The organism is Streptomyces sp. NPDC014733 (assembly GCF_043083385.1).
Classification (GTDB): Bacteria; Actinomycetota; Actinomycetes; order Streptomycetales; family Streptomycetaceae; genus Streptomyces.
In genome coordinates this window covers 153730-166209 of sequence record NZ_JBIBYO010000006.1, presented here as the reverse complement: position 1 = coordinate 166209, position 12480 = coordinate 153730, and the positions used below count along the sequence as shown (strand labels likewise).

Sequence of the window (12480 nt, the reverse complement as noted above, 5' to 3'; positions counted from 1 at the left end):
TACGGCCTTCAGGCGTACGGGCGGGACGGCGAATCCCGAGGGGCGTGCGGGCGGCTCCGCGCGCCCCTCGGGCTCCCGGGTGCGGGGGTCAGCCGAACCAGCCGCGGAATTCCGGGTCCTCGGCGGGGCGCCGCTGGCGGGCCCGGGCCAGGACCCGTTCGACCTCGCCCTGGAAGCCCTGGTTGAGCGCCTCGACGACGCCGTCGGGCTCGCCGCGCAGCCGGGGCCCCGGGGTGTCCTCGTGGCGGCCGCCGCGCAGATGCTCATGGTCGTGGCCGGGGCGGCGGAACGGCGGGCGGACGGGTGCGTCGGCCGCCGCGCCGAAGAAGTCGCCGCCCTTGCGCCGCTGGTCGTCGGTGCCCCAGGCGCGCGCGCCGCGCTCCTGCCGGGGCACCTTCTGGAGGTGGGGTATGTGCTTGGCGCAGTGGATGTACGCCTCCTCGACCTCGACGGCCACCCACAGCTGGGCGCGCCGCCCGGGGACGGGGTCGGCGGGCAGCCACGGGTACTGCTGCCGCATCTCCTCGTCGAGGATCACCCGGGCCCGGCCGTTGATGTGCAGTCCGATCCGGTCCCGGAGGAAGTCGACCATCAGCAGGCCCAGGCGGGGGTTCTCCGAGAGGTTGCCGACCGAGGCCATGACGCCGTTGCCGCGGTATTCGGGGTAGGCGAGGTGCCGGTTGCCGAGTACCTGGACGAAGCCGGGCGGTCCGGCCCGGAACGACGAGTCGCATTCGCCGTGCCGGTCCGCGGTGGCCAGGAAGAACATCTCCTGCCGGGCCACGAACTCCTGCATGGCGCCGTTGAGGTGGTCGAGGACCTGGTCTCTGTAGAAACGGTCGGCCCGCTCCGTCGTTCCCAGCCGCTGCTGGACGAGGTGCTCCCCGTCGCTGCCCGGACGCGCGTCGTGCATGCCGTGTCCCTCCCGTGAACCACCGGGTTCACCCTGTGCTGCCAAGACCTCACTCCCCCACCGGAACCAGCTCGTCGACGGAGTCGTGGCGGATGCGGTCGGTCGGGATCCCGGCCCCCATCAGCGCCGCCACACCGCTGCGGATCAACCCGGGCGGGCCGGACAGGTACGCGTCGAACTCCCGCCACGGTCCGTACTGCCGTACCGCGTCCGGCAGTTCACCGGTGACGCCGTTGGCGCGGCCGGCCGCCGGGCCGGCGGAGACGACCGGACGCACCTGGAGCCACGGGTAGGAGGACTCCAGCCGCAGCATGGTCTCCATGTCGTAGAGGTCGTGGTCGCTGCGGGCGCCGTAGAAGACCTCGACGCGGCGCCGGACGCCGTGGGTGGCGACGTCCTCGATGAGCGCCTTGATGGGGGCGATGCCGGTCCCGCCGCCCACGCACAGCAGGCCGTTACGGGTGGTGTGGTCGACGGTCATGGAGCCGACGGGTCCGCCGAGGCGCAGCACGTCGCCGGGGCGGGCGCGGTGGACCAGCGCGTTGGACACCCAGCCGGCCGGAACCGCCTTGACGTGGAAGGACAGCAGGCCGTCCGAACGGGGCGCCGAGGCGAAGGAGTAGTGCCGCCACACCCGCGGCCACCAGGGCGTTTCCAGGCTGGTGTACTGCCCGGCGCGGAACGGGTACGGCTGGTCGGGGCGGACGGTGACCACCGCGATGTCGGGGGTGCGCAGCTCGTGGGAGACCACCTCGGCCTGCCACCAGGCGGGCGCGACCGCTTCGTTCTCCGCCGCCGCGTCGATCATGATCTGGGAGATCGCGGTGTACGCGCGCACCCACGCGGCCTCGGCCTCCGGGCTCCAGCTCAGCGTCGCGTACCGGGCCAGCGCGCCCAGCAGGCTCTCGCCGACGGCCGGGTAGTGGTCGGGCAGCGTGCCGTACTTGCGGTGCCCGCGGCCGAGGTGCGAGAGGTACGCGGTGAGCCGGTCGCTGTCGTCGATGTGCCGGGCGGCGGTGAGCAGCGCCTTGAAGAGCCGGTCGCGCTGGGTGTCCATCGCGGCGGGGAACAGCGCCCGCAGATCGGGGTGCTGGACGAAGAGCATCGCGTAGAAGTACGACGTCACCTTGTCGGAGACCGGTTCGATCTCGGTCAGCGTGCGCCGGATCAGCGCCGCGTCGGCGGACTCCGGCGCGTCGGGGGAGGCAGCGGCGACGAGGGACTCCAGGGCGGCCGGAGAGCCCTGCGGCACGGCGGCGGCCGCGGGCGCGGGCTCCACCGGGGTGGGCGCGGCCGCCCGGTCGGCCGGTGCCGGAGCGGCGGGTGCCGTCGGGGCCGGGGCCGGTCTTGTCGCGGCGGGCGGGGGTGCGGCCGGGGCGGGGCTCGCCGGAGCCGTCGGGTCCGGGAAGGTGTCCGGGGCCGAGGGGGCGGCCGGGCGGTTCCCGAAGGCGGAGAACGGCAAGGGTGCGGGCGGTGCGGTGGCCGCCTCGGGCGCGGGGGCGGCGCCGCGGGCGGCGGCGGTGCCCACCGGGCGGACCGGGGTCGGCCGGCGCTCGGGTATGCGCTCCTGGCGGGTCGTGGGCGTTTGCTCGGGCACACGCGGCCCCGGCCCGTCGAACGCGGTGTCGTGGCGCTCGGCGAACCAGTCGGGTGCGGCGGTGTGACCGTGCCCGGCAACGGGTGCGTGTCCACCGTGGTCCGGCTCGTGTCCGCGGTCGTGGCCGTGGGGGCCGTCGTCGGAGGCGCTGCCGGGGTACGCCGGGCCGATGCCGTCGCCCTCCCGGGCGTCGTGCGCGCCGTCCGGTCGCTCCTGGTGTTCGTCGGAGGACTCCTGCGACGGTTTCGCCGGAGTGAACCAACCCCAATCGCCACTGCTGCCTCCGGAAGAGCCGCTATCGGCTGTCGCGGTGGTCGGAGCGTCCATGGTTTGCCTCGCCTCGAACGTCTTTCGCTTGTCGTCGCACTTTCCGTCGACCGGAACGTGCCTGAATTCCCCCAGCCTGCCCCGGAATTCTTCAACGCCCCACGTCATTCCGGCAATGTCCACCAAGGCGGACAAGATTCACATCTCCGCTATAACACCAGCAGGCGCCCTCCACGCGCCTCGTTCTCCCCATCCGCCAGAACGGACGGATACACAGAAGTCCGGAAACCGCGGGTCGCTACACCGCCGGACCGCGTCGCTTCAGCGCCCGCAGGACAGGCGCTCGCGCCGTTCCGCCGCCGAACCGCCCCGACCATACCGGCAGTAGTTGAAACCACAAGTCCCCTTCCGCACCAGATCTCTGCACCACACCCGCGCACCCTCCACACGCCGCATCCGATATCCGTGGTTCCCGCCCGAGGGAAAAATTCATCCCGCGCAACGGACGAATCCGCCGGGAAATCCCGAATTACCAAGAGGTGGCGACGAGTTCATATGCCTCCCGAAGATCACGTCCGGTGTACGCCCATGTCGCGAGGTCGCTGACGTGATGATCGGCATTGACCGCGACCGATGCCGGTACCGCCGCGAACAGCGCGCTGTCCGACATCGAGTCGCCGTACGCCACGCAGTCCGCCCGGGTCAGTCCGTACCGCGCGCACAGCTCGTCGGCTATCTCGACCTTCGCGGCTGTCGTGAGGATGCCCGCCGGATCCACCCGCTCCCGGATCGGCACCGCGGGCCAGCGCGAGCCACGCGCCACGTCGACGCCCCACTCCAGCAGCCGCTCCACGAAGAAGCCCGGCGAGAGCGAGATCACGGCGCACCGCTCGCCGCGCGCCCGGATGTCCGCCCAGACCTCCCGGATACCGGCCAGCCACGGCGCGCCCTCGAACGCGGCCGCCACCAGCGGCTCCGTCAGCCCCTCCGCCCACAGATCGCACGCCCGCTGGGCGAACTCCGACGGCACCAGCTCCCCGGCCGCGAAGCCGCGCTCCAGCTCGGCGATCTCCCGGTCGAGCCCGAGCAGCCGTGAGATCTCCACGGCTGCGGCCGACCCGTGGAGCAACGTCCCGTCCATGTCGAACAGATGCAGCTTGCCCATGCCGCGGAGCCTAAGCGCTCCACCCCGCCCCGCGACGGCCCCCGCACCCCTACTTCTCCCCCATCCCGACCCCTACTCGTCGGTACGCGCATCCGGGCCTCCTCAGGGCCGAGGGCTCCGGAGCGGCGATCTCCGGGGGAATTCCGGGGTGCCGACGGGACGATCCCGGAGGCGGAGTCAGGGACCGGGTCGGGGATCGGCTGAGTCCTGGCCCCGGCACCGAGCCCCGAACCCCGCACGCCGGACCGGCCCCCGTAAGCCGCTCCGGGCCCTCAGCTCCGCGGCCCGGCCGGGGTAACCACACCATCGGCTCCCCGTCCCCTCCTTTCCCCGCGCTCCTCTTCCCGTGTGACCTACGCTGCTCCGCACACCCCGAGGAGGTCTTCGATGACGCAGCCGGCGCCCCGCACGCCGCAGACCGATCCCGTGGCGGAGCCGGCCACCGGCTGGCCGGCGCCCACCCCCCGGGGCCTCGCCCGGGGCTGGTGCGCGCTGTCCGCGTTGCACGGCCGCACCGAGTCGTACGTCGAACGCGCGCTGCAGGCCGTCCATCGCCTGAGCGTCCGGGAGTTCTCGGTACTCACCGTCCTGAGCGAGCAGCACGACGGACCGGGCGGCCACCTGCGGATGCATCAGGTCGCGGACGCGGTCGTGCTCAGCCAGAGCGCGACGACCCGGCTGGTCACCCGCCTGGAGGAGCGTGGCCTGCTCTCCCGGTACCTGTGCGCCGACGACCGCCGCGGCATCTACACCGACGTCACCGCCGACGGCCTCGCCCTCCTCGCGAAGGCCCGCCCCACCCACGACACCGCCCTGAGCGAGGCGCTCGCCGAGGCCGCACTCCGCCCGGAGCTGGCCCCCTTGGTACGGGCCGTCGAAACGCTCGCCCCGACGGTCTGACGAACCGCCGGTACGGACCGGTGGCGCTCGCACGCGAGCCGCCGGGCCGGACGACCAAAGGGACCGCGGCAATGGACAACTCACCCCGGGCCCACCGCTTCCGCCCTCCCGGCCACACCACCGCGCGGCCTCCCGTAGGGTCGCGCACATGAGCGATATCGAGATCCGCCGCGCCTCCGAAGCCGATCTCCCGGACATCGTCGCGATGCTCGCGGACGACCCGCTGGGCGCCACCCGCGAGTCCCCGGACGACCTGGCCCCGTACCGCGCCGCGTACGGGATCCTCGCCTCGGATCCGCATCAGCACCTGATCGTCGCCGATCGCGGCGGTCGCGCCGTCGGCACCCTCCAGCTCACCGTCGTCCCCGGGCTCTCCCGGCGCGGCGCCACCCGTTCGATCATCGAGGGCGTCCGCGTCCACGCCGACGAGCGGAGCAGCGGCCTGGGCACCCGGCTCATCGAGTGGGCCGTCGACCGCTCCCGCGACCTCGGCTGCCACCTCGTGCAGCTCACCTCGGACGCGACCCGCGTCGACGCCCACCGCTTCTACGAACGGCTCGGCTTCGAGGCCTCCCACCTGGGCTTCAAGCGTCAGCTCTGACGGCGCGAGCCGCCCCGCTCACCCCCGGGGCCGGGTCGACACCCCGTCGCCGGCCCGCTCCCGTGCCCGCCGCGCACGGTGTGCCTTCTGCCGGCACGCCCCGCCGCAGTACCGCGCCGGGCGCCCCGTACGCGCCACCGCCACCGGTCCGCCGCAGATACCGCACTCCGTGGCGTTACGCCTCCTGGGACCGACCGGCAGTTTCGTTACGGTCCGACGCGCCCTGAGGGCCTCGCACGCCAGTTCCGTCATCCGCCCGGGGACGCCGGCCGCGTCGCCCTCCGCCGCCCGCCTCCGCTCCATCGCCAGGCACCCCAACAGCAGCGTCCGTACGTCGCCGATCACCACGTCCGCCCGTACGGCACCGGTCTCCTGGGCCCGTCGCAGCAGGACGTCGAACGCCGCGTCGAACTCCAACCGGGCCTCCGTCGCCCCACCGGGCCCGGCCGCCTCCGCCGCCTCCAGCGCCTCGCCCAGGGCCCGGTTCTCCGTGGCCAGCCGGACCACGGAGGCGAAGAACCGGAAGAACACCGCGCCTGGTTCCGTGACATCCGACAGGTCCCGCGCGGTGTCGGCGAAGAGCCGGAGACGGTCCGTCACCGCCGCCGCGAACAGCTTCTCCTTCGACGGGAAATGGCGGTGGACGGTGCCGGCACCCACCCCCGCACGCCGCGCGATCTCGTCGAGTGTGACCGCCAACCCGCCCTCGGCAAAGGCGGATCGGGCCGCCTGAAGCACCAGCGCGCGGTTGCGCCGCGCATCCGACCGCGCAGCTCCCACGCCCCCGCCAGACATCCGCATCCCTCCAGCCCACAGCCCGCACACCGCGGATCCAGCCCCTATTTTAAACGGGTCGATGAGCCCGTTTTATTGACAGCCGCAAAACCTGGCGACGACGGAGCGGCGGACGAACGTGGAGCGGAAAACGAGAAGCGGGAAGAGAAGAGCCGGCACCGGGACGAAAGGGCCACGCAGAACGCGACCGCTGAACGGACGCGAACGAATCCGAGAAGAGGAGGATCAGAGAACGGAGAACGGAGGAGCGGAGAAATCCGGCGGGCAGAAAGGAGGAGAAGAGAGGAGAAGAGAGGAGGAGCGGAGCGGAGAAACGGGAGAGGAAGGCCGCAGGGAAGCTCAGGCACCTCGACGCGCCCACGCACCCACACGCCCACGCCCCGGCAGCGGCAGCGGCAGCGGCAGCGGCAGCGGGAAATCCCCACAGCGCGCCCCCTCGCATTCCGCGTATCCCGCACCGCACCGCATCGCATCGCTGCCCCACCCCGACCGCCGCACCGGCCCCCTGCGGCCCCAGAGAAGCCCCCTCCCCTCTACCCCTTTCTCATGTAGTACCAACTCACGCATGTCACAGGGAAGTTGAAGCCGCCACCCCACCAACTCCCCGCCAACACAAAGGGGTGGTGCCGTGTTTCACGTGAAACACGGCACCACCCCTCGGGGTTCACCATCGGTCGGCGCCTGACAGAGAGGCGCCGCCACTCCGCGTCAGCCGCCGAGTACCTCGCGCCAGGCGGACTCGGCGGCCTCGGTCGCCGCAGCGGCGTCGGCCGTCACGCCGTGGGCCTCCAGCCCGGCGGCCAGCGCCGCCAGCGAGGACCGCACCATGGAGAGGTCCGCGGCCCGACCGTAGTGGTTCACCCTGATCATCTCCGTGGCGAGCGCCCCCGCCGCAGCCTGGACCGGGACCGTGCCGTCGGCCGCCAGCGCAGACGCGACGACCTCGCGGGCGTCCAGCCCGTCCGGCGTCCGCAGCGTGGTCGCCGCGGGGGCCGCGTCCTCGTCGCGTGTCACGTACGGGGTGAGCCCGCCCAGCGCCCGGACGCCCGCCCGGGTGGCGGCGGACGCCGCGCGGTGCCGGGCGATGACCGTGTCCAGCGCCTCGGCGTCGACACGGTCGACGGCCTGCTCCAGGGCGAGCATCTCCAGCTGGGCCGGGGCGTGCGGGAGTGCGGTGCGGCCGCCCTCGATCCAGCGGTGCTTCCAGTCCAGCAGCGAGAGGTACGAGCGCCGGGGCGCCTGCGGGTTGGCCTCGATCTGCTCCCAGGCGCGGGCGCTGACCGATACCGCGGAGACGCCCGCCGGGCCTGCCAGCGCCTTCTGCCCGCCGATCACGCAGAGGTCCACGCCCCACTCGTCGGTGAGCAGCAGCTCGGCGCCCACCGATGCCACCGCGTCCAGCATCAGCAGCGCACCGTGCTCCCGCACCACGGCGCCGATCTCCGCCACCGGGTTGGTGTTGCCGGTCGCCGCCTCCGCGTGCACCAGGCTGACGAACGTGATCTCCGGGTGTTCCCGCAGCGCCTCCGCGACCTGTTCCGGGGTGACCGCACCGGTGAACGGTGCGGTCACCGTCACCACCTCGGCGCCGCAGGACCGCAGCCAACCACCGAAGGTCTCGCCGTACGGACCGGTGATGATGTTGAGCGCCGTGCTGCCGGGCCGTACCGCCGACCGGATGCAGGCCTCCAGCGGCAGCAGCGCCTCGCCCTGTGTCGCCACGACATCGCAGCGGGTCCGCATCAGCGCGGCGACCTTGTCCTCGATCCGCGCGAAGCGGGCCGCGTCGAGCGGCGGCAGATCCAGCAGAACCGGGGCTTCGGCATTCGCAGTCACGGCAGTCACGGCAGTCACAGTGGCCTTCCAGCGGTAGCGAGCCGCACGGTGGTGCGGCTCCTGACGTCTCGCTCGACTGTACGTCCGGGCCCGCCGCCCCCGCGGTACGGGCCCGGGACGCCGGGTGGAGGCCCGACCGCCGGCCCGTGCGGGCCTCTCGACGGGGTCAGACCCGCCAGCCCTCCGGGTCCACGCCGCCCGGTACCGGTGCCTGCGGTGTGTACGGGCCCCGGGTGAGGACGAAGGTTCCCAGGTCGAGATGGCTGACGGATCCGTCGGCGTCGCGCACCACGCGCAGCGTCTCCCCCGCGTAGTAGCCGTCGAGGCCGGTCCAGGTGCCGTCCGGTTCCACGTGAAACCGTGAGGCGCGGCCGGTGCCGGTGAGCGGCGACAGCTCCAGCCACCGGGCCTCACGCAGCCGCAGCGCGAACGGGTTCGCGCCCCAGTACCAGGGCCCGGTCAGCGCCAGCAGTTCCTCGTCCAGCGGTCCGGCCAGTGGCCGCCACGGCTCCGGGATGCGCGGTTCGCGGTCGGCCACGGCCTGCAGCAGGCCGGTGGCGATGCCGGAGATGGACGGTCCATGCGTGCAGTTGGCCAGCGCGACGGCGGCGAGGTCCTGGTCCGGATCGCACCACAGCGAGGCGAGGAAGCCGGGCATCGACCCGTTGTGTCCGACCAGCAGCCGCCCGCCCGGCGCGCGTACCGTCCCGTCCGGCGCCGTGCGGCGGCTCGTCCGGGCCAGTTGCAGGCCCAGGCCGTACCCCGCGTCCCAGCCGTCGCCCTCCGGCGGCGCCGCGGGCACCCGCATCTCCGCGAGGCTCGCCGAGGAGAGCACCCGCTCGTCGCCGCGCAGCAGGAACGCCGCCCACCGGCACAGATCCTCCACCGTGGACCACAGCTGACCGGCCGGGCCCATCAGCCCGGTGTCATGCGCGGGTTCCGGCAGCAGCGCATCGGCCCACGGGTGCACCGCCCAGCCCCGCGCGTACGGCTCCCGGGGCCGCGTCGTCGTCTCCTGCATGCCGAGCGGTTCCAGCACCTCCGCACGGAGTACGTCGTCCCAGGAGCGGCCGTCCCGGAACCGTTCGACGAGCGCGCCCAGCAGCGCGTAGCCGAGGTTGGAGTAGTGGTGGCGGACACCGGCCGGCAGCCGCTGCGGACGGTCGCCGAAGAGGTCCGCGGGCTCCGGGCGCAGCGTGCCCGCGGTCCGCTCCCACCAGGGCCCGCGCGGCTCGGCGGCGAGCCCGGACCGGTGCGCCAGCAGCTGCCCGATCGTCGCGTCGGGCGCCTCGGTCCCGTCGAGATGGCGCCCCAACGGATCGTCCAGGCGCAGCGCGCCCTCGTCGCGCAGCCGCAGCACCAGCACCGCGACGAAGGTCTTCGTCAGCGAGCCGATGCGGTACTGCACGGTGCCGTGCGACGCGGGCGGGTCCGCCGCCCGTACCCCGGCCCACACCATGCGGCCGCCGCGCACCACCGCCCCGACGACGGACGGGGCCCGCCCGTCCCGCTGCCCGACCGCGAGCCGGTACGCCAACTCCCGCCGGGTCTCCGGCAACAGCTCGGCGCGCTCCTCGTCCCCGGGGCGGACCGACGCGGCCTCGCCTCCCGTCGCACGGACGGACTCGGGTCCCGAACCTTCGGACGGCACGGTGGACATGCTCCTCCTCGACAGCGGCCGACCGGCGGACCCGGTCCGGCCCGCCGCCGCGCCCACTCTCCCTCAACGCGGCCGATCCGGGACACCTTGCCCGTGTCGTCATTTCCTACTGGTGCCCGCGTAGGTCCGTCAGACGGCCCGGCCGACGAGCACGGAGACCTGACCTGCCCCGGCGCGTCATCTGGGGACCGTCCTGTTCCGGGGTGCCCGGTCGCGCAGGACAAGCAGGGTCCAGCCGCGGCCGGCTGGATCGAGTGGTCTGGTCGCGGCGGTGAAAAGCTCTGCGGCCCGGCGGTAGGAAAGCCGTCCTCGGCCGGTCACCGGGCAGCGGTCAGCTGCCGATGTGGAGACGGGGGCCCTTCGGTCGGTGACGAACACCGGCCCCGCGGTGCGCCCGGCCAGCAGCATGGGCAGCAGGCGTGCCGTGCCCCATCCCCAGCTCAGGGCTGCTGCCGCGGGCGCCCTGGTGCATCGGCCGGGAAGGTCGAGGTGGTCGATGTTGAGGGCGAGCACCTGTTCGACGGGGGCTCTCGACTCGTGGAGGAGGTGCCACAGAGTCAACTCCCTGAGCGGAGCCCGCAATGCGAGGGCGGCGCGGGCCCGCCCCGGGTCGGCGACAGTCGCCCTCGTAGCCGCGGACGTACCAGAAGGGTTCGGTGCCGGTCCAGGACACAACGCCGGCGCTGCCAGTCCGGCGGCCGGGTCTGCGGTGATCCAGCCTTCTGCCAGCCACCATGCCGTAGCGGCTCGAAGGCAGGCCAGTTCGCGGGCCAGTGTGCGTGGCTCCGCAGCGGCGGCACGGTCGGCCAGTGCCCGTTGCAGCCGCTCCGGGGCCTTCGGGTCGTCGAGGAGGGCAAGAGGAACGACGGGCGGGTGGGCTCCCCGGCGCTCGCGACCGGTCGGAGCCCGGCGGTCGACCAATGGCCAGGACCACCCGGCCAGCGAGATGCGGTAGACGCGGCGGGAGGCGCTGCCGAGGTCGGCCGCGGCGAGATAGCGATCAACGGCTGCGCTGTACTCCACCGGCGCCAGGCGCGGTGTTCCCACTCCGTCGGTTTGGTGCTGACTCATACTGGCCACCCGCAGTAAATGAACTCCGTGGAGCCTGCCCAATCCTTGTGCCCCTGAGCCTATCACCAGGCATGTTGCAGTAAATACGGGCCATTTACTGCGCCAATTACCCGGAAGAGAAATTACCCGCGAAAGAATCAGATTTCTTTCCTGTAAACGCTTGCAGGGAATAGGTTGGCGGAGGAAAAGTGCAGAGCCATGACGCTTCGCACTCGCCCGCCCGCCGCCTCCAAGACCCGGACAGCCACTCACCGCCTGCGCACGCTGCGGTACTCCCCGTTCCGCCGCTTCCTCATCGGCCAGAGCACGTCGTTACTCGGCACCGGGATGAACACGATCGGGACGACCTTCGCTGTGCTGCAGATGCCTGGCGGCGGGGTCGACGCCGTCGGCGTGGTGATGGCGGCGCGGATCCTCGCGGTGCTGGTCGTACTGCTGCTCGGCGGCGTGTTCACCGATCGGCTCGGAGCCCGTGCGGTCATGCTGACAGCGGATCTGCTCCGGTTCACCGCTCAGGGCGCGCTGGCCGTACTGCTGCTCACTCATAGCGCGAGGGTCTGGGAAGTGATCGTGCTGGCGGTGGTCCTCGGAATCGGTGAGGGAGGGTTCAGCCCGGGCCTGACGGCTCTGGTGCCCGGCCTGGTTCCTGCAGATGACCTCGCGGACGCCAACGCGCTGCTGCAGATCACCCAGGCTGTGGCCTCGGTCGCAGGTCCGGGTCTGGCCGGTCTGCTCATCGCTGTTTCTGATGCGGGCATCGTGGTCGCTGTCGACGCGGTCGGCTACGGCGTGAGCGTCCTGGCCCTGGCCGGGCTGCCCCTGTCACAGTTGGCCGCGCCCCGCCATGGGATGTTCACCGACCTGGGACGCGGCTGGAAGGAGTTCACTTCCCGCACGTGGCTATGGGTCACGACCCTCCATATCAGCCTCTTCAACTTCGTCCTCTGGGCACCGTTCCTGGTGCTGGGACCGGCCCTTGCCCGGCAGCGGCTCGGTGGTGCCAGTGCCTGGGGGCTGGTGCTTGCCCTGTACGGCATCGGCTCAATCGGCAGCGGCCTGGCACTGCTCGGCAGGAACCCCAGCCGGGCACTCGTCTGGTCCGTGGCCGCATCCGTGGGCTGGGCGCTCCCGGCAGCAGCGTTGGCGGCGCGGTTGCCGCTGGGCTGGGTGGCCGCGGCCGCACTCCTCGCAGGGGCGAGTGCAGCGGTGTGTAACACCCTCGTGACGACCGTCATCCAGCGCGAGATCCCCGCCGAGGTCCGCGGACGTGTCAGTGCGTTCGACAGCCTGGGAGCCTTCGCCCTGGGGCCGCTCGGGCTGGCGCTGGCCGGGCCCGTGTCGAACATCGTGGGGGCAGACCGGCTCCTCGGGCTCGGTGTCTTGTGGCAGTTGACCGCGGTCGCGGTGGTACTGGCGTTCCCTTCTGTCCGACGGCACGGCCTGTCCGACGGCACGGCGCAAGGTGACCTGTGGAGCCGCCCTTCTTCACGCAGCGACAGCGCATCCGTGTCGTCACCTGCTCATGACGGCGGAGGCGACTGAGCGTGGTCGCGGGCTCGGGGGCAGCGTTGTGGCTTGCTCCACCGCGGGGCCGAAGAGGCATGTTGTGGGTGTGGCCCATCGGGCCCGCAGGCTCACGGTGCGATCACGAGCTCAGCCCTGCCGCCATAAGTCA

General features: G+C 72.7%; 9 protein-coding genes. 3 read left to right on the top strand and 6 right to left on the bottom strand.

Annotated features, from left to right (window positions below; translation table 11 throughout):
- Positions 1-88: 88 nt before the first annotated feature.
- The 3 genes from ACF1BH_RS16680 to ACF1BH_RS16670 form a co-directional block, all read right to left on the bottom strand.
- Positions 89-913 (bottom strand): pyridoxamine 5'-phosphate oxidase family protein, encoded by an 825-nt coding sequence (locus tag ACF1BH_RS16680; protein ID WP_391643203.1) that lies wholly within the window; start codon positions 911-913, stop codon positions 89-91.
- A 49-nt stretch (positions 914-962) separates the two neighbouring features.
- On the bottom strand, positions 963-2837 hold the full coding sequence (locus tag ACF1BH_RS16675; RefSeq protein ID WP_391643202.1) for a globin domain-containing protein: 1875 nt from the start codon (positions 2835-2837) through the stop codon (positions 963-965).
- Between the two features lie 469 nt (positions 2838-3306).
- Positions 3307-3942: an HAD family hydrolase gene (locus ACF1BH_RS16670; RefSeq protein WP_391643201.1), complete on the bottom strand. Its 636-nt coding sequence runs from the start codon at positions 3940-3942 to the stop codon at positions 3307-3309.
- 387 nt (positions 3943-4329) lie between these two features.
- On the opposite strand from ACF1BH_RS16670, the gene ACF1BH_RS16665 reads away from it, so the two are divergent.
- Both ACF1BH_RS16665 and ACF1BH_RS16660 read left to right on the top strand, forming a co-directional pair.
- A complete protein-coding gene (locus ACF1BH_RS16665) occupies positions 4330-4842 on the top strand; it encodes a MarR family winged helix-turn-helix transcriptional regulator (protein WP_391643200.1) in 513 nt (170 codons plus the stop codon).
- Positions 4843-4990: 148 nt separating this feature from the next.
- Entirely contained in the window at positions 4991-5443 is a 453-nt protein-coding gene (locus tag ACF1BH_RS16660) for a GNAT family N-acetyltransferase (protein ID WP_391643199.1), read from the top strand.
- An 18-nt stretch (positions 5444-5461) separates the two neighbouring features.
- Here ACF1BH_RS16660 and ACF1BH_RS16655 read toward each other — a convergent pair whose 3' ends face one another.
- The 3 genes from ACF1BH_RS16655 to ACF1BH_RS16645 all read right to left on the bottom strand — a co-directional run bounded on the left by ACF1BH_RS16655 (position 5462) and on the right by ACF1BH_RS16645 (position 9734).
- On the bottom strand, positions 5462-6238 hold the full coding sequence (locus ACF1BH_RS16655; RefSeq protein WP_391643198.1) for a TetR/AcrR family transcriptional regulator: 777 nt from the start codon (positions 6236-6238) through the stop codon (positions 5462-5464).
- 708 nt (positions 6239-6946) lie between these two features.
- The gene (locus ACF1BH_RS16650; RefSeq protein WP_391643197.1) at positions 6947-8074 is read right to left on the bottom strand and encodes a pyridoxal-phosphate-dependent aminotransferase family protein; all 1128 of its coding nucleotides are present in this window, start codon (positions 8072-8074) and stop codon (positions 6947-6949) included.
- 166 nt (positions 8075-8240) lie between these two features.
- Entirely contained in the window at positions 8241-9734 is a 1494-nt protein-coding gene (locus ACF1BH_RS16645) for a serine hydrolase domain-containing protein (protein WP_391643196.1), read from the bottom strand.
- Positions 9735-11003: 1269 nt separating this feature from the next.
- Here ACF1BH_RS16645 and ACF1BH_RS16640 point away from each other — a divergent pair.
- Positions 11004-12347 carry an MFS transporter gene (locus ACF1BH_RS16640; protein ID WP_391643195.1) on the top strand — a complete coding sequence of 448 codons (1344 nt, stop codon included), beginning with the start codon at positions 11004-11006 and terminating at the stop codon, positions 12345-12347.
- The last annotated feature ends 133 nt before the right edge of the window (positions 12348-12480 follow it).

Coding starts and splice junctions, on each gene's coding strand:
- ACF1BH_RS16680 (WP_391643203.1), bottom strand. CDS start 913: ATGCACGACGCGCGTCCGGGCAGCGACGGGGAGCACCTCGTCCAGCAG.
- ACF1BH_RS16675 (WP_391643202.1), bottom strand. CDS start 2,837: ATGGACGCTCCGACCACCGCGACAGCCGATAGCGGCTCTTCCGGAGGC.
- ACF1BH_RS16670 (WP_391643201.1), bottom strand. CDS start 3,942: ATGGGCAAGCTGCATCTGTTCGACATGGACGGGACGTTGCTCCACGGG.
- ACF1BH_RS16665 (WP_391643200.1), top strand. CDS start 4,330: ATGACGCAGCCGGCGCCCCGCACGCCGCAGACCGATCCCGTGGCGGAG.
- ACF1BH_RS16660 (WP_391643199.1), top strand. CDS start 4,991: ATGAGCGATATCGAGATCCGCCGCGCCTCCGAAGCCGATCTCCCGGAC.
- ACF1BH_RS16655 (WP_391643198.1), bottom strand. CDS start 6,238: ATGTCTGGCGGGGGCGTGGGAGCTGCGCGGTCGGATGCGCGGCGCAAC.
- ACF1BH_RS16645 (WP_391643196.1), bottom strand. CDS start 9,734: ATGTCCACCGTGCCGTCCGAAGGTTCGGGACCCGAGTCCGTCCGTGCG.
- ACF1BH_RS16640 (WP_391643195.1), top strand. CDS start 11,004: ATGACGCTTCGCACTCGCCCGCCCGCCGCCTCCAAGACCCGGACAGCC.